Origin of the sequence: Streptomyces sp. FH025 (genome assembly GCF_017427025.1) — a bacterium.
Lineage (GTDB): Bacteria > Actinomycetota > Actinomycetes > Streptomycetales > Streptomycetaceae > Kitasatospora.
This window is the reverse complement of record NZ_JAFLNG010000052.1, coordinates 1-21,855: the sequence shown is the minus strand read 5'-3', so window position 1 is coordinate 21,855 and position 21,855 is coordinate 1. Positions and strand designations below refer to the sequence as shown.

General features: G+C 72.9%; 18 protein-coding genes. 11 read left to right on the top strand and 7 right to left on the bottom strand.

Features of this window, described 5'->3' with window-relative positions; all coding sequences use genetic code 11:
• Nucleotides 1-347 precede the first annotated feature (347 nt).
• Complete coding sequence (locus J0670_RS38995; RefSeq protein WP_307806406.1) at nucleotides 348-1,382, top strand: helix-turn-helix domain-containing protein; 1,035 nt, start codon at nucleotides 348-350, stop codon at nucleotides 1,380-1,382.
• 28 nt (nucleotides 1,383-1,410) lie between these two features.
• Here the strand turns inward: J0670_RS38995 and J0670_RS06385 are convergent, their stop codons facing one another.
• The 3 genes from J0670_RS06385 to J0670_RS06375 are packed head-to-tail and all read right to left on the bottom strand — an operon-like array spanning nucleotide 1,411 to nucleotide 3,554.
• Nucleotides 1,411-2,130 carry a phosphatase PAP2 family protein gene (locus J0670_RS06385; protein WP_207810394.1) on the bottom strand — a complete coding sequence of 240 codons (720 nt, stop codon included), beginning with the start codon at nucleotides 2,128-2,130 and terminating at the stop codon, nucleotides 1,411-1,413.
• Nucleotides 2,131-2,174: 44 nt separating this feature from the next.
• Nucleotides 2,175-2,966 (bottom strand): hypothetical protein, encoded by a 792-nt coding sequence (locus J0670_RS06380; protein ID WP_207810398.1) that lies wholly within the window; start codon nucleotides 2,964-2,966, stop codon nucleotides 2,175-2,177.
• Between the two features lie 45 nt (nucleotides 2,967-3,011).
• Entirely contained in the window at nucleotides 3,012-3,554 is a 543-nt protein-coding gene (locus tag J0670_RS06375; RefSeq protein WP_207810393.1) for a hypothetical protein, read from the bottom strand.
• 138 nt (nucleotides 3,555-3,692) lie between these two features.
• On the opposite strand from J0670_RS06375, the gene J0670_RS06370 reads away from it, so the two are divergent.
• From J0670_RS06370 to J0670_RS06350, 5 genes are all read left to right on the top strand, one after another.
• On the top strand, nucleotides 3,693-4,370 hold the full coding sequence (locus J0670_RS06370) for a response regulator transcription factor (protein ID WP_207810392.1): 678 nt from the start codon (nucleotides 3,693-3,695) through the stop codon (nucleotides 4,368-4,370).
• Nucleotides 4,363-5,769, top strand: coding sequence for a HAMP domain-containing sensor histidine kinase (locus tag J0670_RS06365; protein WP_307806405.1), 1,407 nt, complete (start codon nucleotides 4,363-4,365; stop codon nucleotides 5,767-5,769). Before J0670_RS06370 ends, J0670_RS06365 begins: the two co-directional genes overlap by 8 nt.
• Nucleotides 5,770-6,082: 313 nt before the next feature.
• Nucleotides 6,083-6,478, top strand: coding sequence for a cupredoxin family copper-binding protein (locus tag J0670_RS06360; RefSeq protein ID WP_307806404.1), 396 nt, complete (start codon nucleotides 6,083-6,085; stop codon nucleotides 6,476-6,478).
• Nucleotides 6,475-7,482: a metallophosphoesterase gene (locus tag J0670_RS06355; RefSeq protein WP_307806403.1), complete on the top strand. Its 1,008-nt coding sequence runs from the start codon at nucleotides 6,475-6,477 to the stop codon at nucleotides 7,480-7,482. Before J0670_RS06360 ends, J0670_RS06355 begins: the two co-directional genes overlap by 4 nt.
• Nucleotides 7,479-8,045: a DUF6529 family protein gene (locus J0670_RS06350; protein ID WP_207810390.1), complete on the top strand. Its 567-nt coding sequence runs from the start codon at nucleotides 7,479-7,481 to the stop codon at nucleotides 8,043-8,045. The genes J0670_RS06355 and J0670_RS06350 overlap by 4 nt, the downstream gene beginning before the upstream one ends.
• A 272-nt stretch (nucleotides 8,046-8,317) precedes the next feature.
• On the opposite strand, the gene J0670_RS06345 is transcribed toward J0670_RS06350, so the two are convergent.
• Nucleotides 8,318-11,524, bottom strand: a complete 3,207-nt coding sequence (locus J0670_RS06345) for a tetratricopeptide repeat protein (protein WP_207810389.1) — start codon at nucleotides 11,522-11,524, stop codon at nucleotides 8,318-8,320.
• 154 nt (nucleotides 11,525-11,678) lie between these two features.
• On the opposite strand from J0670_RS06345, the gene J0670_RS06340 reads away from it, so the two are divergent.
• Nucleotides 11,679-14,057, top strand: coding sequence for a tetratricopeptide repeat protein (locus J0670_RS06340; protein WP_207810388.1), 2,379 nt, complete (start codon nucleotides 11,679-11,681; stop codon nucleotides 14,055-14,057).
• On the opposite strand, the gene J0670_RS06335 is transcribed toward J0670_RS06340, so the two are convergent.
• Together J0670_RS06335 and J0670_RS06330 are read right to left on the bottom strand one after the other, a co-directional pair.
• A complete protein-coding gene (locus tag J0670_RS06335) occupies nucleotides 13,988-14,437 on the bottom strand; it encodes a hypothetical protein (RefSeq protein ID WP_207810387.1) in 450 nt (149 codons plus the stop codon). The two genes, J0670_RS06340 and J0670_RS06335, sit on opposite strands and share 70 nt — an antisense overlap.
• A complete protein-coding gene (locus tag J0670_RS06330) occupies nucleotides 14,428-15,648 on the bottom strand; it encodes a hypothetical protein (protein WP_307806402.1) in 1,221 nt (406 codons plus the stop codon). The genes J0670_RS06335 and J0670_RS06330 overlap by 10 nt, the downstream gene beginning before the upstream one ends.
• 255 nt (nucleotides 15,649-15,903) lie before the next feature.
• On the opposite strand from J0670_RS06330, the gene J0670_RS06325 reads away from it, so the two are divergent.
• On the top strand, nucleotides 15,904-17,499 hold the full coding sequence (locus J0670_RS06325) for a multicopper oxidase family protein (RefSeq protein WP_207810386.1): 1,596 nt from the start codon (nucleotides 15,904-15,906) through the stop codon (nucleotides 17,497-17,499).
• Nucleotides 17,500-17,595: 96 nt separating this feature from the next.
• Here the strand turns inward: J0670_RS06325 and J0670_RS06320 are convergent, their stop codons facing one another.
• Nucleotides 17,596-17,805 (bottom strand): hypothetical protein, encoded by a 210-nt coding sequence (locus J0670_RS06320; protein ID WP_207810385.1) that lies wholly within the window; start codon nucleotides 17,803-17,805, stop codon nucleotides 17,596-17,598.
• Between the two features lie 467 nt (nucleotides 17,806-18,272).
• Here J0670_RS06320 and J0670_RS06315 point away from each other — a divergent pair, with 467 nt between their 5' ends.
• The 3 genes from J0670_RS06315 to J0670_RS06305 all read left to right on the top strand — a co-directional run bounded on the left by J0670_RS06315 (nucleotide 18,273) and on the right by J0670_RS06305 (nucleotide 21,782).
• Complete coding sequence (locus J0670_RS06315) at nucleotides 18,273-20,534, top strand: hypothetical protein (protein WP_207810384.1); 2,262 nt, start codon at nucleotides 18,273-18,275, stop codon at nucleotides 20,532-20,534.
• Between the two features lie 84 nt (nucleotides 20,535-20,618).
• Nucleotides 20,619-21,338, top strand: coding sequence for a DUF4241 domain-containing protein (locus J0670_RS06310; RefSeq protein WP_207810383.1), 720 nt, complete (start codon nucleotides 20,619-20,621; stop codon nucleotides 21,336-21,338).
• A gap of 84 nt (nucleotides 21,339-21,422) precedes the next feature.
• Nucleotides 21,423-21,782 carry a hypothetical protein gene (locus tag J0670_RS06305; protein ID WP_207810382.1) on the top strand — a complete coding sequence of 120 codons (360 nt, stop codon included), beginning with the start codon at nucleotides 21,423-21,425 and terminating at the stop codon, nucleotides 21,780-21,782.
• The last annotated feature ends 73 nt before the right edge of the window (nucleotides 21,783-21,855 follow it).

Here is a 21,855-nt window from a genome sequence, read left to right as displayed (position 1 = left end):
AGCAGGTCATCGGGGGGTGACAGCGCGGTCGGGCCGGGAAGCGTTGGACATCGACGGATCCTCCTGAGGGTGGCGGAGTGTCCACCGGGGCTGCTGCGGCGCGCGGCAGCCGTCCCTGGGGGCGCGCGGCGCTCGCTGACGGCGTGTGAACTACCACACACGACGCATCCGGTGGAAATCGGAGTCACGGCACTCCCGCAACCGCTTTGATTCTTGGCATGAATAGAGCGAACGGGGGGTGCCGCGCCCATCAAATCCGGCCCGCACCGCGCTGTCACCCCCCGATGACCTGCTCGGACAAACGCCGGACAAAGCCCGGACAAGCGCGGAACGGAGAGGACAGGCAGGTGGGACGGCAGGAACAGCCGCTCGACGCCGGGGACGGCCCCCTGGCGCACTTCGCGCTCGATCTACGGGAGTTGAGGCGCCGAGCGGGGAGCCCGCCGTACCGCCGGCTCGCCGCCCGCACCAACTACTCCGCCTCCACGCTCGCCGAGGCCGCCGCCGGACGCCGGCTGCCGAGCGACGGGGTGCTCGCCGCCTTCGTGGCGGCGTGCGGCGGCGATCCGGTGGAATGGGAACACCGCCGGGTCCGCACCCACCAGCTGATCACCCGGCCGTCGGCGGCGGCCCGGGCCGCCACGGAAGCGGATCCGCCAGGCCCGGTCGACGAGCGGACTCCCGCCGCGCCGCCTCCGGCTGAGCCGCGATCAGCCGCATCGGCCACATCACCCGTCCCAGCCGCACCCCGGCGCCGGTCCGCCGTACCGCGTCGCGTCCTCGGCTCCGCCGTCGTCGCCCTGCTCGCGCTGACCTTCGGCCTGTGGGTGCCGGGCGACTCGGTGGCGCCCGGCAGCCTGAAGGCCATCAGCGCCCGGAGCCTGGCCCGGGATCCCGCGCGGTGGCTCCGCCCCGGGACGGACATCCCGGCCCAGTACCGGGACCTGATCATCGAGGCGGGCACCACCTGCCCGGAACCCGAGGTCACCCCGGCCCTGATCGCGGCGATGCTCCAGGCCGAGAGCGGATTCGACCCCGACCTGAGCGACCCGGCCAACGACGAGTACGGCATCGCCCGCTGGACACCCCGGGTGCTCCGCCACTACCTGCCGGCAGACCGCCAGGACGCCGACCCCGACCCGCCGTTCACCGCCGAGGACTCGATCCTCGCGGTGGGCCGGATGCTCTGCGCCATCGCCCCCGAGCTCCACGGCGTCCCCGGCGACCCTTCGCTCAACCTCGCCGCCGCCTACCGCACCGCCACCTGGGTGGTCCGCAGGCACGACGAGGCCAGGCTGGAGGCGATCCGCCCGTACCTGGACCGGGTCGGCGGCAACCTCCAGCGCTACCGCCCGGCCCCGGGCCCGGCGGCGCAGCGGTAGCGGGGCGGCGGGAATCGTCAGATGGTCCTCAGCGCCCGTGGGCGGGGTCCCGGACGGCCCGGAGGACCGCGGCGCGCAGGACGGCGGTTCCGGCGGCGAGCCAGGCGGCGGCGAGGAGCCAGCCGCCGAGGACGTCCAGGGGCCAGTGCACTCCGAGGTAGACGCGGCTGAGCCCGACCAGGGCGGCGAACAGGGCGGCGCCCGCGGCGGCGGCCCGGGCGGCGGACGGGTGGGTGCGGGCGATGGCCAGGGCGAGCAGCCCGGCGCAGACCGCCGCGGTGAAGGAGTGGCCGGAGGGGAAGGAGTAGCCGGACGCGCCGGTGGCCCCGGTCGCCCAGGTCGCCAGGGGCGGTCGGGGCCGCGCGAAGAGGTGCATCAGGCCCAGCCGGACGAGCTGGCCCGCGATCAGCCACAGCAGTGGCGCCAGCAGCAGCGCTACCGCCCGGCTCGGTGGCCGGGGCGCGGGTATGGCGCGGAGGACGACGGCTCCGGCGGCCAGGGCGAGGAGATAGGGCACCACGGCGGAGCCGAGCGTGGTGATCGCGACGGCCACGGCCCGGGCGGCGCCCGGCCGGTGCGCCGCGCTCCAGTCGTCGGCGGCGCGCTCGAAGGCGAACGGCGCCCAGTCATGGGCGGCGAGCAGCACGGCCAGGGCCGTGAACAGCAGTGCGGTGGCGCCAGTGACCGAGGGCCACCGGCGCCACCGCGCCGCCGAACGGGCGGCCGACGGGTTCGACGGGAGGTGCATCGCGGGTTGAGCCCTTCCTGGGGACGCGTCGGTCGGATCCGACGTCAGCCCAATGCTCGCCGCGCGCGCAGCTCGGTGGCGCTCAGCCACGCCACGGCCAGCACGATGATCACCGCGAGCACGAGGCTGACCGGCCCGGTGCCGAGGTCCAGGCCGCCGCGGTCGCGGCTGACGCCGGCCCAGTCGGCGAAGCAGGCGCCGAGCGGCCGGGTGAGGACGTAGGCCCACCAGAAGGTCAGCACCGGGGAGAGGCCGGAGAAGCGGTGGGCGAGCGCGGGCAGCGCGATCAGGGCGGCGAACAGCAGCCCGGAGGGCAGGTAGCCCCAGCCCAGGGTGGCGGCGGTGAGGTCGCCGACGGCCGTACCGAGCGCGAAGGTGGCCATGACCGCGCACCAGTACAGGACCTCGCGGCGGCCGCCCGCGACCGTCTCCACCGCGAGCGTCCCCTCCAGCCGGTGCCACAGGAGGAACACCAGGGCGAGGGCCACGGCGAAGGCCACCGTCGAGGCGGCGTACGGCACCCCGAGGGCGACGTGCGCGACGTCGGCGGCCATGGTGCCGAAGACGCTCACCATGACCACGGCCGCCCAGTACACCGCCGGGACGTACCGGCGGGCCCGGGCCTGCGCGAACAGCGCGGCGAGCAGCAGCAGCCCGGCCGAGCCGACCGCCGGGATCGGCCCGAGCGTCCGGGCCAGGTAGTCGGAGGTGGTCTCGCCCATGCCGGTGGTGAGGATCTTGACGACCCAGAACACGGCCGTCACCTGCGGGACCTTGCTCAGGACGGCCTGCGTGGCGACGGCCTGGCGGCGGTGGGCCGCTCGCGGGGTTGTCATGGCGCTCATGACGACGGCGCTCCCTTCAGTAGGTCGGTCGGTGGGTCAGCCGCCGAGGACGGTGTTGCCGGTGACGGTGCCTCCGGTGCCGTCCACGGTCACCAGGTGCCGCACGCCGTCGGGGCCGAGGACCACGGCCTGCCAGGCGCGGCCGCCGCCCTGCTCGGCCACCGGGTTCAGCGACTCCACCTTGCCGCCCGCGACCGCGGACGCGGCCTTGGCGACGGCGTCGGCCGCGTCGGTCGCCGGCAGCGGCGCCGGTGCGTCCTGCGAGGCCCCCCGGCCGTCCTCGCGGTGGCTGCTGTGGCCCTCGTGGTTCCCGTGGCCCGCGTGGCCGCCCCGGTTCGCGTGGCCGTCGTGGCGCTCGACGTCGCCGGCCGCCGACTGCCGGTCGTCGCCGTGGCGCTCGCCCTCGTGGTGGACGGCCACCGCGGCCGCGCCGCCGCCGAGCACCACCACGGCCGCGCCGGCCGCCACCCAGCGGGCCGACCGGCCGCGCACCCACCGCCCGGCGCGCCCCAGGCCCGTACGCGTCCTGCCGGAGGCCGCGGCCTCCGGCCGCTCCCCGGTTGCTGCGGGTTCGCTCACTGCTCCCACCCCGATCCTCGGCGGGCCCGGGCCGTCCCCGGGCGACCGGGCCAGCATGTCCGGGCGTTGCTGAAGATCGGCTGAAGACCGGACGGGCCCGTCCACCGCCCGCCGCGGTGACCTGCGACCCTGGTGGGCATGCGCGTACTGGTGGTGGAGGACGAACGCCGGCTGGCCCTGGCCCTGCGGCACGGGCTGACCGCCGAGGGGTTCACGGTCGACGTGGCCCACGACGGCCCGTCCGGCCTCGCCCAGGCCATGGAGCACGCGTACGACGTGGTCGTGCTCGACATCATGCTGCCCGGTCTCAACGGCTACCGGGTCTGCTCGCGCCTGCGGGCCTCCGGCAGCGACGTCGGCATCCTGATGCTCACCGCCAAGGACGGCGAGTGGGACGAGGCCGAGGCGCTGGACACCGGCGCCGACGACTACCTGTCCAAGCCGTTCTCCTTCGTCGTCCTCGTCGCCCGGCTCAGGGCGCTCGCCCGCCGGATCGGCACCCGCGCGCCCCGCCGTACCGTCCTCGGCGACCTCGTGGTGGACTCCGCCGCCCGCACCTGCACCCGCGCCGACACCGCGATCGCCCTGACGCCCCGCGAGTTCGCGATCCTCGACCACCTCGCCCGCCGGGCCGGCGAGGCCGTCTCCAAGCGGGAGATCCTCGACGCGGTCTGGGACAGCGGGCCCGACAGCGACCCGAACACCGTCGAGGTCCACGTCAGCGCCCTGCGGCGAAAGATCGACACCCCGTTCGGGCGGGCGGCCGTGCAGACCGTACGCGGCGCCGGCTACCGCCTGGCGGCCGACGGTGGCTGACCGCACCCCCGCCTGGCGCCGGCCGTTCCGGCATCCGCGCGTCGCCGCCCTCCTCGACCGGCTGAGGCCGCGCTCCGTCCGGGCCCGCACCACGCTCGCCGCGTGCGCCAGCGTGGCCGTCGTGCTCGCCGTCGCCTCGGTGGCCGTCGTCCTGCTGCTGCGCGCCAACCTGGAACGCACCGTCGAAGCCGACGCCCGCGAGCAGGCCCAGGCCGTCGCGCGACTCGCCGAGGCCGGACGCCTCACCAGCCGGCTCCCGCTCGACCACGGCACCGACTTCATCCAGGTCGTCGACGCGGGCGGTACGGTCGTCGCCAGCAGCCAGAACCTGGCCGGCCACCCCTCCGTCGCCCCCGGGGGACACCCGGACGGCCACAGCACCCTCGACCTCGGCGCGCCGGGCGGCCGGCGCCACGAACGCGTCACCACGATGACCGCCACCACGCCCGGCGGCCCGGTCACCATCCACGTCGGCGCGTCGCTGCGCACCGCCGACGCCGCCGAGGACCTGACCACCGCCGCCCTCGCCGTACTGAGCTCCGTCCTGCTGCTCACCGTCGGCACCCTCACCTGGCGGGCGACCGGCCGGGCCCTGCGGCCGGTCGAGGCGATCCGCGCCGAGGTCGCCGCCATCGGCGACCGGGAGCTGAACCGCCGCGTCCCGGAGCACGGCAGCGACGACGAGATCGCCCGGCTCGCCGGCACGATGAACGCCATGCTGGAGCGCCTCGAAGCCGCCGGGGCCCGGCAGCGCCGCTTCATCGCCGACGCCTCCCACGAACTGCGCAGCCCGCTCACCGTGCTGCGCACCCAGCTGGAGGTCGCGCTCGCCCACCCCGACCCGGACGTCCGGGCCGACCTGGTGGCCGGCGCCCTGGAGGACACCGACCGCCTCCAGGCCCTCGCCGCCGACCTCCTGCTGCTGGCCCGCCTGGACGCCGCCGGTCACGACTGGCCCGAGGAGGCCGTCGACCTCGCGCAGCTGGTGCACACCACGATCGCGGCACGCGGCGTCGAGCCCCACCCCGTCACCGTCCACCTGCCCGAGGCCGCCGTCACGGTGCCCGGCAACCCGCTGTGGCTGGGCCGGCTGCTGACCAACCTGCTCGACAACGCCCAGCGCCACGCCCGGCGGTCCGTCGCGGTCCGGCTCGACATCGATCAGGACCGGGCGGTTCTGGACGTGACCAACGACGGGCCTCCGATCGAGCCCGCCGACCGGGAGAAGATCTTCGAACGGTTCGCCCGCCTCGACGACGCCCGCAGCCGGGACGACGGCGGCACGGGTCTCGGTCTCCCCATTGCCCGCGACATCGCCGCCATCCACGGCGGGACCCTCGCCGTCCCGGAGACGGCGGGAGTGACCACCTTCCGGGCCCGTCTGCCCCGAACGGTCTGACGAGGCATTCGTTTCGTTACGCAGAATGCGCTGCATGCTCACATAGGGTGACGAACCGGGTTGCACCCTTCCGTGATCCCCCGGTGGGTGCAACGCGTTCGTCCGCGTGTCCGGGAAGACCGATCCCGGACCGGCCCTGGAGCGCACCCGCCCGTGGGGCCGGGGACGCGCAGAAGGAACGATGGTCATGAATGCGAGCTCCTCTCCGCCGTTCCGGCGGTCGCGTGCGGTGTGTCCGGCCGCTGTCGCCGTTGCCGGAGCACTGGTACTGCTCAGCGCGTGCGGCGGATCGTCACCCTCCAAGCCCGCCAGCGTGCTGACTCCCGGGGCCGGGCAGTCCCTGCCCGGAATTCCCGGTTCCTCCGGAACGGGCGGGACGGTCACGGCCAGCCCGCCGGCCGGCACGGCCTCGGCCTCACCCACCAGCAGCCAGTCCTCCGCTCCGGCGACCGCCGACACGGTCACGATCAAGAACTTCGCGTTCTCCCCGGCCACGCTGACGGTCAAGGTGGGCACGAAGGTGACCTGGACCAACACCGACCCCGACGCTCACACCGTCACCAGCAAGCAGGGATCGAACGGGCCGCTCCAGTCGGCGGCCCTGGCCACCAACGACACCTACAGCTACACGTTCACCGCAGCCGGCACCTACCCCTACTACTGCGCCATCCACCCGTTCATGACCGCCACCGTGGAGGTCACCCCGTGACCGAGAACACTCACGACTCCAGCGAATCCAACGACTCGAACGACTCGAACGACGCCAGGGACTCCAACGACTCCAACGGTGGCGACAAGCACGGCATGACCCGCCGGCAGCTCATCCGGCACTCCGCCTGGTTCGGCGGTGCCGTCATCCTGACGGTCACCGCGGGAGAGGTGATCAGCCACATCCCCGGTTCGTCGACCCCCGCCGAGGCGGACAGCGCGGACCTCCAGTTCGTGCAGATCTCCGACAGCCACATCGGCTTCCAGGGCCCGGCCAACATGGACGTCACCGGGACGTTCGCCGCAGCGCTCGACCGGGTCAACTCCCTCGGGTTCCGGCCCGCCTTCGTCATGCACAGCGGCGACCTGACGCACCTCTCCACCCCGGCCCAGTTCGACCAGGTCAAGCAGATGATGTCGCAGCTGGACACGGACCGGGTCTTCACCGTGCCGGGCGAGCACGACTCGATCGGGGACGCCGGACCGCGCGCCTACCGACAGGCCTTCGGCGAGAACACCGTCGGTGACGGCTGGTACAGCTTCGACACCCACGGCGTGCACTTCATCGCGCTGGTCAACACGCTGCACCTGGAGCAGCTCGGCCACCTGGGCAACGATCAGATCGAGTTCGTGCGCAAGGACATCGCAGGCCTGTCCTCGGACACCCCCATCGTCATCTTCAGCCACATCCCCTTGTTCGCGATGTACCCGTCCTGGGGCTGGGGCACCGACGACGCGGTGCAGCTGCTGTCGATGTTCAAGCGCTTCTCCTCGGTCACGTGCCTCAACGGGCACGTCCACCAGGTGTTCTCCAAGACCGAGGGCAACATCACCTTCCACACGGCCCGCCCCACCTGCTACCCGTTCCCCAAGCCCGGCGAGGGACCGGCCCCCCTTCCGCAGGTGCTGCCCGCCGGACGCCTCAAGGACGCACTCGGCATCCGCACGGTCGACTACCGGCAGGGCGACCACACGCTGGCGGTCAAGGACCAGACCCTCGCATGAGCACTCGGAGCCTGCGCGCCGTCCACCGATCGCTCTCCGGCGTCCTGTGGATGCTCCTGCCCGTAGCGGTGGTGGTCGGCCTCTTCTGGTTCGGCCGGGTCCACACCCCTGACTACGAGACCAGCATCTTCGGGAACCGAGGCGAAGACGCGAGGCTGCTGAAGTCCCAACTGGGAACCGCGCTCCTGGGCCTGGCGCTGATTCAGCTGCTCCTCGCCCTGTGGATCTACGGTCGCCTGCCCACGCGGCGAGCCGCACCGCGCGCGGTCGGCACCACGCACCGCCTCGTCGGCCTGGCCGCCTTCCTGCTCTCCCTGCCCATCGCCCGGCACTGCATCGTCGCCTACGGCGTGCAGCTGACCCCTACCCGCGTGGCGCTGCACGCGCTCGTCGGCTGCTTCCTCTACGGGGCCTTCGTCGCCAAGGTCATCGTGGTCCGGCACCGCCGCTGGCCCGGCTGGGCCCTCCCCCTGGCCGGCGGCACCCTCGTCACCGCGATCGCGGTGATCTGGTACGCCGCCCCCTTGTGGTACCTGAACGGCTACCAGGCGCCCGGTCTGTGAGCAGGCGGGGTGGGCCGGTGGCCCACCCCGCGCCAGGGTTACAGATTCTGCGTAGCCCAGACGGGCAGCCAGGCCTGAGTGGTCGTGTCGTCGGTTGACGCAAGGGTGAGCGAGAAGATCAGGCCGAGAATTGCGATAACTGCCACGCGCACGACAAAGCGGTTCACTGAGTGCCCATCCATGATCGCTAGACCGAGAGGATCATGGTACTAAATACACCACTCCCGCCGCTCCGGTAAAATCGGCGGAGGCGGGAGTTGACGGGGCGTCCCTCAGTCTGGCAGGTTCCCCTCGCCGAAGGGCTTGAATTCTTCGTACACCTTCTGAATCGCTTCGGATCCGGATGCGTTGATGGACTCAAGCAGTTTGATCGCCCGCCGTGCTGTTGCGCGGCCCTCGGTGTGCAGACCGTTGCGCAACTGCAGCTCGGCCAGGGCCTCGCACGCGTAGGCCTCCTCCTCCACGGCCTGGATCTGCCGGGCGAGGAGCGCGGCCTGACCGAGGTGGTCGAGCGCGATCGGGATCAGTCCGAGTGAGCCCTCGGCCTGGCCGAGTCCCCGCAGTGCGGCACTCTGCTCGCGCTGCGCGCCGATGGCTTGGGCGAGTTCGAGAGCGTCGGAGTGCTGGTCGATCGCGGCGGCGGGGCGCCCGGACTCCTGGAGGGCGGTTCCCAGGCCGTTCGTCCCATTGGCTACGAGCCGTTGGCTGCCGATGGCTCGGGCTGTCTGGAGGGCGGACCGGTAGAGCGCAGTGGCGTGGTCGAACTCCTCCGGAATCGGAAGGGATGCCGCGAGATTCATCCGGGCAGTGGCGAAATCGTCCGCCGAGAGGATTCCCTCACCGATTGCGAGGATTCTTTCGAACGCTTGACGCGCCTCGGCTTTGTTTCGAGTGCTGAGATGAATCCCGCCCAAATTGATGAGGAGCTTGAGTTCGAGTCGCGAGTCGTTGAGCTTTCTGGCCATCGGCTGGGCCTCGGTGAATGACTTGAGGGCCGCCCCATTGTTTCCCATGTGCAGGAGAATCGCGCCCAGGTTATTCAGGCAGCGGGCGAGATTACCTTGATCTTCGGAGCTTCGGCGAACCTCGACGACATCCTGAAGGATCGACAATGCCGAGTCGAGGTCGCTCTGCTGCCAGTGGATCTTCGCGATCCGCTCCAGCGCCTCCGCCTCGTACGTGGCCTCGCCAGAGGACCGTGCGATCCCGAGGGCGCGCTCGCAGGCCCGTGCGGCGGCCTGGTACTGGCCGGCGTTGATCTGGATCGAGGCCAGTGCCAGGAGGGCGTGCGCCTCGGGCAGGGCCAGTCCGTAGGTTCTCCAGTGGTCGGACGCGACTCTGTGCATTTCGGCCGCTTCGCGCCAGAGTCCCTCGTCTTCGAGGTGGGCGGCCAGAACGTGGGCGAGCCAGGCGGCCTCCTCCGCCATGCCGGTTGTTCCGGCATGATTCTGAATGGCCGTCAGGCTTGGTAGTTCCGTGCTCAACCAGGCCTTGACATCCCTTTCGTCCCGCCAATCCAGCTCGCTCACCAGGGTTGCTGTGGGCGGGAGTTGGAGTTGTTCCGGGAGTGGCAGCCGAAATCTGCGGGGGCTGATGATGCGATCGGCCCGATCCGCCGCCGAGATCGCGAAACTGACGAGTCGCCTGATCGCCTGATCGCCTTCCTCGGCGGTGACGAGATCGCCTGCGTACTCACGGAGCAGGTCGTGCAGAACGTAGCGTTCCGGGGAGTGTTCCTCCAGCATGTGCAGGGTGTGCAGGCTCTCAAGGGCGCGATCGGCCTCGCTCGGTGATCGTCCGAGCAGGGCGGCGGCCGACTCGGCGCCGAAGTCGGGCCCGGGGTGGATGCCGAGCAGGCGGAACGCCTCCTGTTGTGCGCCGGGCAGTGACTGGTAGGAGACGTCGAAGACGAGGGCCACGCTCTCGAATCCGTGGCGGAGTTCGTTGAGCCGCCCGCCCTTGCGGGAGAGTCGCTGGACGAGGTTGCGGAGGGACCATGAGGGGTGGGCCCGGAAGCGGCCGGCGAGTAGTTCGAGTGCGAGGGGAAGTCGTTCGCACAGCGCGACGATCGCCTCGACCGAGGCCGGGTCGGCGGCCCGTCCCTTCCCGACCCGCCGGGTGAAGAGTTCGGCGGCGTCGTCGGGCGGGAGGGGGTCGAGGAAGAGCGGGCTGCACGGGAGTTCGGTGAGCCGGTGGCGGGAGGTGATCAGGATGGCGGACGCGGGTACGCCCGGAAGCAGCGGCCGGACCTGTTTGGGGCCGGAGGCGTCGTCGAGCACGACCACGGCGCGGCGTTCGGCGAGCAGGTCGCGGCAGCGGGAGAGGAGTTCGTCCCGTTCGGACGGGATGGCCGCTGCCGCCACACCGAACTGTCGCAGCAGCGAGGTGGCCGCCGCCTCGGTCTCCACCGGTTGTCGGGCGCCGCCGTTCGCGCGCAGGTCGACGTAGAGCTGCCCGTCCGGGAAGCGGTCCTTCAGGAGGTGAGCCGCGGTGACCGCCAGGCAGGTCTTTCCGCTGCCGCCCATGCCCGAGATCGCCCGGACGGTACCGCCGGCCTCCTCCGGGTGGTTGCGGTCGCCGGCCGACAGGATCCACCGCAGTTCCGCCTCCCGGCCCACCAGCTGCGGCAGTACGGGCAGGTAGCTGCGCCGTGCGCCGGCCTGGCCGGCGGGTGCGGACGGGGAGGCGGCCATCTTCGAGCGGGGGAGGATCTCGGCGATCGGGAGGCGGTGCAGGACCCGCTGCTGGAGGAGCTTCAGCTGTTCCCCGGGTTCGGCGCCGAGGCGGCCGCGCAGCTCGCGCCTGGTCCGCTGGAAGACGGCGAGGGCCTCGGCCTGCCTGCCGCTGCCGTAGAGCGCGGTCATCAGGTAGCCGGCGACCCGTTCGTCGGACGGGCGCTGGTCCGCGAGTGCGGAGGCCTCGGGGACGAGGTCGATGAAGCGGCCGAGCCGGAGTTCGACCTCGAAGCGGGTGAGGGTGGTGGCGAGCCACTGGTCGTGCATGGTGTTCCTGGTCGCCTGCGCCCACGCGCCGGGAAGGCCGGCGAGCGGCTCGGCCTGCCAGATGGCCTCCGCGTCCCGGAGCACCGCGAGCGCCTGGCGGTCGTCGCCGGCGTCGGCCAAGGCGCTCGCTCGGCGCCCGAGGTGGAAGAAGCGCAGGTAGTCGACCCGCTGCGGATCGGTGTCCAGGACATAGGAGTGCGACTTGCTGCGGGTGATCACCGCGGACGGCGGTCCGTCCTCGACGCGTTGGGCCAGTCGCAGGGCGTTGCGCAGCCGGGAGAGGTAGGAGTGCGCGGTGGCCCGCGCCTTCGCCGGCGGCTCGTCGTCCCAGAGGCGCGCTATCAGGGTGTCCATCGGGACGGGGCGGCCGGCGTCGATCGCGAGGGCCGCCGTCAGACAGCGCACCTTGTCGGATTCGAGCATCACCGCCCGTCCGTGGACCGAGAGTTCGACTGTACCCAGGACGTGGATCTCCATCGTTAACCCCCGCTGGTCGGTTCCCAGCCGTGCTGCGAGAGAGCATCGCACGCGTACGGCCCAACGGCCATAGCACTCTTTGACGGGCAATCAGGAGTCCACTCGCATACGCTGCTTGCAACTGCGTGCTTTGTGGTAACGGCCTGGGGGCGATGTGGCACCACTGAACACGGAACTGGTCGAGGAGACGCTGCGTCGGGGCGACTACGCCTCCTTGGCGGAACTCGGCTCCCTGCTGCACCTCGTGCCGGGTGAGGACGGCGGGTTGCGGGCGGCGTGGCTGCGCGGGCTGACGGGCCCCGACCGGGAATCGGCCCTGGCAGAGCTGGCTTCGCTGCTGGTCGAGCGGTCGGGGCGCAGCACCGAGTTCGCGGTGGCTCTGGTCAGATGGCTGGCCGACAGCGAGGGGCGGGCCGAGCGGCCGGCGGGCCCGATGAACTCCATCGGCGGGACGGCGGACGTGGCGGGCGGGGTCGTGCAGGCCCGGGAGATCCACGGGGGCGTGCACTTCCGGGTTCTCGCTCCGGCGCAGCTTCCGATTCCCCAGCAGCTTCCACCCGCCCCCGCGCGCCTCCTGGGGCGCTCCCGCGATCTGGCGGCTCTCGACGCCACCCTCGACGACCGCTCCCGGGCGGGGGGACTGACGGTCGTGTTGTCCGGGCTCGCGGGCGTCGGGAAGAGCGCGCTGGCGGGCAACTGGCTTCGGGGGCTCAGCGGGCGCTTCCCCGACGGCCTGCTCTACGCCGACCTCCGCGCTCACGCGCCGGACGGCCCGGCCGAGGTGACGGAGGTCCTGGCCGGATTCCTGCGGGCGCTGGGCGTCGACTCCGTACCGGCCGTGCTCGCGGAGACCGTCGCGCTGTGGCGCTCCACCGTGGCGCGGCGCCGGATCGGGCTGCTGCTCGACAGCGCGCTGAGCGCCGCCCAGGTCCGCCCGCTGCTGCCGGGGACGGAGTGCTCCCTGGTCGTCGTGACCAGCCGGGCCAGGCTGACGGGCCTGGGGATAGACGGGGCCCGCTTCCACCCGGTGGGCCCGCTGGACCGGGAGTCCGCCGCGGCGATCCTGTCGGCCCGGATCGGCGCCGACCGGGTGGCGGCCGAGCAGTCCGCCGCGGACCAGGTGATCGCCCGTTGCGCGGGGCTGCCGCTCGCCGTCTGCCTGGCCGGGGCCCGGATGGCGGCCCGACCGAACCAGGCGCTGTCGGTGACGGCCGACGCGCTCGCCTCCGAGGCGAGGCGGCTGGACACCCTGCGGATCGACGGTGAGACGGCGGTGCGGGGCGTCCTGGACGCGTCCTGTCGGGTGCTCGCCGAGGACACCGCCCGGCTGTACCGGCTGCTCGGGGCGCTGCCGCTGCCGGACATCACCCCGGGGGTGGCCGGGGCGGCGGCCGCCGTGCGGGTCGCCGAGGCGGACCGGCTGCTCGACGGGCTCGCCGAGGTCCACCTGCTGGAGGACCGGGGCGAGGGCCGCTACCGCTTCCACGACCTGGTGCGACTGCACGCCCGCGACTGGGCGACGGAGGACGAGCCGGCGGACCTCGTCCGGGCCGCCCGCCGCAGGGTCCTGGACTGGTACCTGGCGGCCGCGACCGGGGCGGAGGCGCTGATCAGCCCCAGCCACCGCACCCTGGCCCGCGACTACCTCGAACCGCCGAGCGGACTGCCGTCCTTCGCCGACGAGTCCGAGGCGCTGGCCTGGCTCGACACCGAACGCGCCCATCTGATGGCGGTCCTGCGCGCCGGGGCGGCGGCGGGTGAGCACACCGCCGTCTGGCAACTGGCGGACGCGATGTGGCCGTTGTTCCTCCGGCTGCGTCCGCACGACCTGTGGGTCGAGGCGCACGAGCTGGGGCTGGTGGCGGCCCGCGACGCGGGGGACGCGGCCGGCGAGCTGCGGATGCTGACCTCCGGGGGCCACGGGCTGCGCAACGCGGGCCGGCCGCTGGAGGCCGCGGACTGGTTCGCCGACGCGCTGGCCCTGGCCCGGGAGGCGGGTGACCCCAGGGCCGAGGCCGATGCCCACTTCGGCCTGGGCCACGCGCACCAGGCGGCCGGCCGACTCGACCACGCGGCCGAATCGTTCCGGCGGTCGCTGCGGTTGAGGGAGGGGATCGGCTACCCGCGCGGTGCGGCCCTGGCGCGGATCGCGCTCGGTGAGGCGATGCTGGCCGCCGGCTCGTACCCGGCGGCGGAGGAACTGCTGACCAGGGCGCACCGGGAGCTGACCGCCCTGCCGGACCGCTACGAGGCGGCGCGGGCGCTGGCCTGGCTCGGCCGGACGCATGCGGCGGCCGACCGGGCCGGCGCCGCCGAGGAGTGCTTCGAGGCGGCGCTGGCCGAGTTCCGGCACGTCGGCTCACGGCACTGGGAGGCGCGGGTGCTGGAACTGCTCGGTGAGTTGGAGCAGGGGAGGAACCGCCCGACCGAGGCGCTGAACCGGTACGGGCAGTCCCTCGCCGTCTACCGGGGGCTCGGAGCGCCGGACGCCGACCGGCTGGTGGGCCGGATCGACGCCCTCTCGCGCGGCTGAGCGCCGCGGACGGCGACCAGCGCGAGCAGGTCGGCGGCCGGCCTGCCGGAGACCAGCCAGGCGTGGACGAGCGAGCCGATCAGCGCCGGCTCCCGGAACGGCCCGCCGCCGCGCGGCACCCGGACGCGCTCCCCGGTGCGGGCGAGCACCAGGAGTTCGCGCTCCGAGCCGACCGCCACGACCGCGCAACCGGGGAAACAGGAGAGCGTGTCGGCCGCGATCGACCGGGCGTCGTGGTGGCGGCCCGGACGGTCGCCGTGCAGCACGTCGGCGTACTGCCGCAGGCCCCCGAGGTCGGGTGTGTCGAGGGCGGCCGACAGATGCTCGTCCGTCAGCCGTCCGGTGTCCCAGGTGAGTTCGACCCGTACCCTCAGCGCCATCGCGGGCCTCCCGACAGGGGCTGCGGGAGGGGCACCGGCCCGTCCTCGGGCGCGTGCGCGGGCTGGCCCAGCTCCAGCACCCGGTACAGGAGCCGGCGCATGTTGCGGCTGAACCGCCCGGGCTCGGAGGAGATCCGGGCGGCGATCGGGGCGTACTCCTCCCGCCGGTACTGCTCCTCGGCGTAGGCGAGTTGGCGGTCGAGCGGGTGGGCGGCCGAGAGCGCCGGCGCCGTCCGGGCCAGCTGGGCGCCGGGCGAGCGCAGGTTGACGTCCCGGTGCGGGAAGCGGGCCAGCAGGATCGGTGCCGGGGTCATGCTGGCGTACAGGGTGACGGAGCCGTGGTCGCCGATGACGTAGTCCGCGGCGGCCAGCAGGGGCCGCCAGTCCGTCTCCGGGGTGATCAGGGTGACGGTGCCGCGGGTGGCCGCCGTCACCCAGGAGCTGACCTGCCAACTCCCGTGGCTGGAGAAGGCGTTGGGGTGGACGAGCATCGCCGTCCGGAAGCGGTCGGCGGGCAGTTCGCCGGCCAGCCGGGGCAGCAGGCCGTCCGGCTGGCCGAGCACCGAGCCGGTTCCCCAGGTGGAGCAGACCAGGACGAAGCGCTCGTCCTCCCGCAGGCCCAGGGCCCGCCGGTACTCGGCGCGGTGCGGGAGGCTGGCGGCCAGCCGGTCGTGGTCCCCGTCCCCGACCACCTCCGCCACGTCGAGCGCCTCGGGGCAGGAGGAGGCGAGCTCGGCGAGGTCGTCGCGGTGGGCGAGCGCGTAGGAGGCGCAGGTGAGCCGGCCCTCCCAGAACAGGAACTCCCGGCCCAGGCCGGACACGCTCCGCTCGCCGCCCGCGCCGGCGAGCGCCAGCTTCTGGTGGCCGGCGCCGTGCGGGAGACGGACCACCGGCCCGCGCACCTGCTCCAAACCCTGGGACCCGGCGGCCAGGACGAGGTCGAACTCGACGCCCACCGCGACGTCCCAGGGCAGCACGGTGCCGCCCAGGGCCTGGAGGTAGCCGGCGACGCCGTCGTTGAAGGCGTGCGGCACCACGGTGAAGACCACCTGGACCCGCAGGTCCGAACCGAGCAGCGCGAAGATGTCGCGCAGCCGCTGCGCGTAGACCAGGGTGTGGACGGCGACCAGCACCCGCTTGCACCCCGCCAGAGTGGCCCAGCGGGCGTCCCCCCGTGCCGCCGGCCCCGGCATCTTGATCGGTTGTTCCACGGTTTCCCCCATTCCTCGCCGGCCGGGCTCCTTCCCGGCCACCGGCGGTCTGCCCGGGTTCAATGGCGAAACCCTGCAAGGGACTTGCGGAAACCTTGCGCCCGGGCCCGAGGGCGGGGCCGGCCGCCCCGGGGGTGAATCCGGGGCAGACGGCGCAACGTGGCGGCCGCGCGCGGTGTGCCTCCCCGGCGCGCCGGGGGAGTGGACCTACATTGCGCGGCTATGAGTGAAAATGTCGGAATCAGTCGTCGATCGATGCTCAAGGCCATCCCCGCAGGCGCCTTCCTCGCCGCGGCCTCCGACGCGACCCCCCAGCCGCAGCGCGCGGTGGCCGCGTCCGCGCCCGCGACCTTCCCGCAACCGGCCGAGTGGACCTCCCGGTCGCGGGCGGGCTCGCCGAGGGCGGTGCTCGACCGGACGCTCGACGTGCGGTTCACGGACACCGACATCCCCGGCTACGGCACGGTCACCACCCGCACCTACAACGGGGCCATCCCGGGCCCGACCCTACGGGTGCGCGCCGGGGACACCCTCCGGCTGACCCAGATCAACGGCCTGCCGCCGAACCGGCCGTACAGCGGCCCCCACAACCGGCCGCACCGCCAGAACAGCTTCAACCTGCACACCCACGGCATGCACGTCTCGCCGTCCGGCGACGCCGACAACGTCCTGCGGGAGTTCACGCCGCGCACCGCCGACGAGGTCGACGCCGGCGCCCCGGAGCCGCGGTACGTCACCACGATCGACGTCCCGGACGACCACCCGGCCGGCACCTACTGGTACCACCCGCACGTGCACGGGGCCACCGCCGAGCAGGTCGTCGGCGGCATGGCCGGGGTGATCATCGTGGAGGGCGACGTCGACGAGGTGCCGGAGATCAAGGCGGCGGCGGAGTCCGTCGTCTGCATCAACGAACTCCGGGTCAAGGACGGCGCCGTCCCCGAGTTCACCTCGGGCGGCGCGCTGGCCTCCGTCCCGCCCGTCTTCACCGTCAACGGCGCGCTCAACCCCACCGTGGTGCTGCGCCCGGGCGAGGTCCAGCGCTGGCGGCTGGTGGCCGCGACGGCGTTCACCCTGCTGCCGCTGCGGATCACCGGCGACGGGCAGGACCTGACCTTCCACCAGATCGCCCAGGACGGCATCACCTTCCCCGCGCCGGTCGACACCGGGACGGTGCGCCTGGCCCCGGGCAACCGCGCCGACGTGCTGGTCCGGGGCGGCGGGGCCGGGACGTACGAACTGCGCGCCGACGGGGTGTCCGAGCCCCTGATGACCGTCGAGGTGACGGGGCCGCCGGTCGAACCGCCGATGGGGCTGCCGGCTGCGCTGCCGCAGGGCAGGCCGTTCCTCGACGTGAAGGACATCGCGAACCCCGGCGCGGACCGGGAGGTGCTCTTCCACATCGACGGGGACGCCTTCCCCGGGGCGTTCCCCAACGCCTTCCGGATGCTGGGCAGCAACCCGACCCCGGCGCAGGACCCCGACGACCTCGCCCGCGACCCCGCCTACGGCCTGTTCGACCCCGACTACGTCAACCACACCCTGGTGCTCGGAACCGTCGAGCGGTGGACCATCCGCACCGACGAGGACAACCGGGCCTTCAACCATCCCTTCCACCTGCACACCAACCACGTTCTCGTCACCCACCGCAACGGCGAGCCGCTCGACCCGCCGGTCTGGCAGGACACCGTCGACCTGGCGGGCGGGAACCCCGGGGACAGCGCCACGCTCCTGGTCAGGTACGAGGACTTCACCGGCCTCGCCGTCGTCCACTGCCACCAGCTCCAGCACGAGGACCTCGGCATGATGCAGCTGGTCCGGTACGTCGAGCCGCGGTCATCGGCGGACTGAGCCCCCTGGCCGGGGCGGCCGCTCAGGACGGCCCCAGCGCCGGCCATCGGGCGGGCAGCTCGATCCGGGCGCCGTCGTGGGTGAACTCCGTCCACGTCACCGGACTGCTACGCCCTTCGCGGGCCTCGGAGCCGGGGCCGGAGCCGGGCGCGCGGTCGAGCGCGGCGCGCCCATCGCGCCGAGGACGGAGCTGTCCAACGGGCTGGCGGCCAGCCGCTCCAGCACCCGCGCGAAGGCGGCGCGCAGGCCGTGGCCGTGGCGGCGCGTGCCGGGGCCCACGGAATGGAACGCAGCGATGACGGACATGCGGATCACCTCCGGAACGACCTGCGGACCGTGCAGGTAGGTCCTCCAGCTTGCCCCTCCACGCCCTGGTGCGGGCACGGATTGACGCGCTGCTGACGCGCTGCTGACGCACCCCTGATGACCCGACGGCGGAAATTGACCTGACCGGTATTCCGAGTTCGTGGTGGAGGCGGGCGGATCGGGCGAGCGGGAAGGAATTGTCAGGGGCTTGCCAGAATTCCCGGGTGGGGCCGCCGGGAAGGCCGGAGGAAACGGGAACGCCGCAGCTCGTCGCCGGTGCGTTGGCCATTCATAAAACCCCGTTCAGCTGCCGGACATTGAGCCTGGATCAGGCCGTCGAAGGCCTTCCGTCTGCAATTCCCCAGCCCTTGGCAAACCTTGTTCCCAGCCTGCTGCGCGGTGCCCGGCCGGCGGGCATCATCGGCTCCCATGAGTCGACTCATCGCACTATCGCAGGGGGCCTCCGCGTGAGGGCCTTCCGCTTCCTCCCCGCCGTCGCGCTGGCCGTCGCCACCGCGGTGATCGGGCTGGCCACCGTCGTCCCGGCCTCGGCCGCGAGCTCACGGGTGGACCTGAACGTCCTGGTGGTCACCGACGGCAACCCCTGGGTCGAGGGCATCCGGCAGCAGCTGTCCGCCGAGGGCGTGCCGACCACCGTCATCGACCTCACCAGCGGCAGCCGGGCCACGATCACCACCGGCTTCCTCGCCGATACGCTGGCCGACGGCACCCCGCACGGCCACTTCGAGGGCGTCGTCCTGCCCAACGACGCGCCGACCCAGCTCTCCGCGGCCGAGAAGAGCACCCTGGCCGGCTACGAACAGACCTACCAGGTACGGGAGGTGGACGGCTACGTCTGGCCCAGCCCCGTCAACGGGCTGAACGGGCCGACCTGGGCCGGCTCGCTGGACGGCACCACCGCCACCGCGACCGCCTCCGCCCGCGCGGACGCCTTCCGCTACCTGACCGGCCCGGTCGCCTTCGAGGGCACCGCCGGAGGCAACGGCTCGTACGGCTACCTGCCCACCCCGGTGGCCGACAACCCGGCCACCGGCTCGCACTTCGAGCCGTACCTGACCGAGACGATCCCCGGCACCACCACCCAGGGAGTCCTCGCCGGGGTCTACACCTCGGGCGGGCGCCAGCAGTTGGTGCTGACCTTCGCCTACAACTACTACCAGCAGCAGACCCGGCTGCTCGCGCACGGCATCGTCGACTGGGTCACCAAGGGCGTGCACCTGGGCTACTGGCGCAACTACTTCTCCGCGCACATCGACGACCTCTTCAACGCCAACTCCCGGTGGAGCCAGAGCGGTCACTGCACTCCGGGCGAGGGCGACTGCGTCGGCGGCGTCCCGGCGACCACCCCGATCCGGATGACGCCCGCGGACGTCACCGCCACCGTCGCCTGGCAGCAGCAGAACGACTACACCCTGGACCTCCTGTTCAACGGCGGCCCCAGCCTCGACTACGCGGAGGCGGGCGGCGGCACCGACCCGCTGACCACCGCGCTGCTCGCCGACAAGAACAGCTTCTGGTGGGTCAACCACACCTACCAGCACCCGTTCCTGGGCTGCGTGCAGAACTTCACGGTGATCCCGTGGAAGTGCCAGACCGATTCCACGGGTGCGATCCAGTACGTCGACCAGGCCACCGTCAACGAGCAGATCCAGCAGAACATCCAGTTCGGCCAGGCCAACGGACTGCCGTTCCGGCCGGGCGAGTTGGTCGCCGGTGAGCACTCCGGCACCGTGATGCTGCCGCAACAGCCCAACGACAACCCGAACTTCCTCGCCGCGCTCAGCCAGAACAGCATCCAGTGGCTCGGCGTGGACGCCTCCCGGGAGACCGGCCAGCGGCAGATCGCCTCGGCGCTCGGCGTGCCCCGCCACCCGGTCAACGTCTTCTACAACGTCTCCACCCAGTCCGACGAGGTCAGCGAATACAACTGGCTGTACACCTCGAAGGCCGACGGCGGCAGCGGCAACTGCGAGGCCAACCCCGCCACCACCACCTGCATCAGCCCGCTGGACCTGAACACCGGCTGGGCGAACTACGTGCTGCCGCTCCAGGAGAGGATCACCCTCGGGTACGTGCTCAGCAACGACCCGCGCCCGTTCTTCATGCACCAGTCGAACCTCACCGACGACCGGCTCGCCCTCCAGACCCTGACCGGCATCCTGTCCGCCTACCGCGGCTGGTTCACCCCCGACACCCCGGTGGTGAACCAGACCCTCACCGACGCCGGAACCACCCTGAAGCAGCAGACCGCCTGGCAGCAGACCCTCACCGCCGGCACCGTCAGCGGCTACGTCCAGGGCGGCGTGGTCACCGTCCAGGGCCCGGCCGGCACCACCGTGCCGGTCACCGTCCCGGCCGGCACCACCGTCACGGGCGGCGCCGCCTTCGGCACCGTGTACGGCGGCGAGCAGTCCGGCTACACCACGCTCGGCAGCGCGCCCACCGGCCTGACGCTCACCTCCGCCGCCTTCGGCACCACCCCGAGCGCCACCACCCCGACCGCGACCCCGAGCGCCGGGATCGCGCTCGCCTCCTACGCGATCGGATCCCCGCACGAGGTGCAGCGCAGCGGGAACGCAGTGACGATCACCGACCCGTACGGGACGCACGTGCTGCCCAAGCTCGCGGGCAAGCCCGACGAGGAGCTCCACATCGGCGCCACGCACCACCACCCGTACCGGACCCCGGTGGCGCAGCCGAAGAAGTAGCACCTGCCGGGCACCGACGGCCGGCCGGAGGCACCCGCCTCCGGCCGGCCGTCGGCTGTCGGTGGGGCTGGCTACGCTCGCGGCATGACGTACACGGTGGACGCCCGGCTGGCGGCGAACGAGAACGAACGGCGACTGCTGGAGGCTGTCTTCACCCCGGGGGAAGGGCTGGGGATCCGGGCACATGATCCGCTGACGGTGGTCCGGGTGGCGGAGGTGACGGAGGTGACCACGATCCGGGTGCCGAGCGGCCGCCTTGTGGTGGGCTCGCCATGGCCGGAGGACGACGACTACGAGCTGAACCCCCCGGTGGGCCGGGAGCTGGCGGAGCGGATACCACCGGGCAGCTACCGGGTGGAGGCGTCCTGGTTCTTCGAGTCGTACGACCACGGGGACTATCCCTCGGTGGCCGCCGTGCGGCTGTGCGTCACCCAGGCTCCGGTGGTCGCCTGGGAGAACGCCCTCGGGGTCGGCGAGGACGTCGAGTCCGCCCGCCCGGGCGCGCGGTTCGGCTTCGACTACCCCGACACGAACATGGCCTGCTTCGCCGACGCCACGGCCTGGATCGAACTGACCCTGCCGTTCCGGCAGTTCTGGCGGGACCGTCGGGCCGGTCTCAACCGCGCACGGGCCTCGGAGGACCTGTGCGACGGCTCGTTCGAGCGGGTGCGGCACGAAGGGCTCGGGGCCGACCTCGTGACCTTCGTGGCGGATGAGGACAATCTGGTCTGGCTCGGCCGGGCGGCGGACGGAGCCGTCGCCTCCGTGGTCGTGGTCGGCGGATTCCGGCCGCACCCGTACTGACACGTAGTACCTGTGGGTAGTGGCTGAACCCAGTCCGGTGGAAGGCACGTTGAGCGGGACGGAACGGGACGGGGAGGAAGCGGAATGGATGCGGACGGGCCTCAGGCGCGTGAGTTCGTCGCGGGCCTGGTGCGGGCGGGGGTGCCGAGCCTGCCGGGGGCGTCCGGACTGGCGGTGCCGGAGGGGGCGGCGGACGAGGTGATCGCGGCGGCCCGGCGGCTGGCGCTGCGGGCGCTGCCCGCGGAGCGGCGGCGGCCGGAGCCCGCGCCGGAGCTGCTGGCGCTGGCGACGGCGCTGGTGGTGGACGAGCACCCGTCCGCCCCCGGGTGGACGGCGGCCGAGCGGGAGCGGCTGGCGGAGTGGGTCGCGCTGCTGATCGAGCACCGGGGCGAGGACGGGGTGCAGGACCTGGTCGGCGAGCTCAACCGGGGCGGCACCGGCTGACGGCGGGCCCCACGGCGTTGGCGGATCGTTGGCGCGGCCTTGGCGGCGCCCGGCAGTCTGCTGTCGCAGCCGC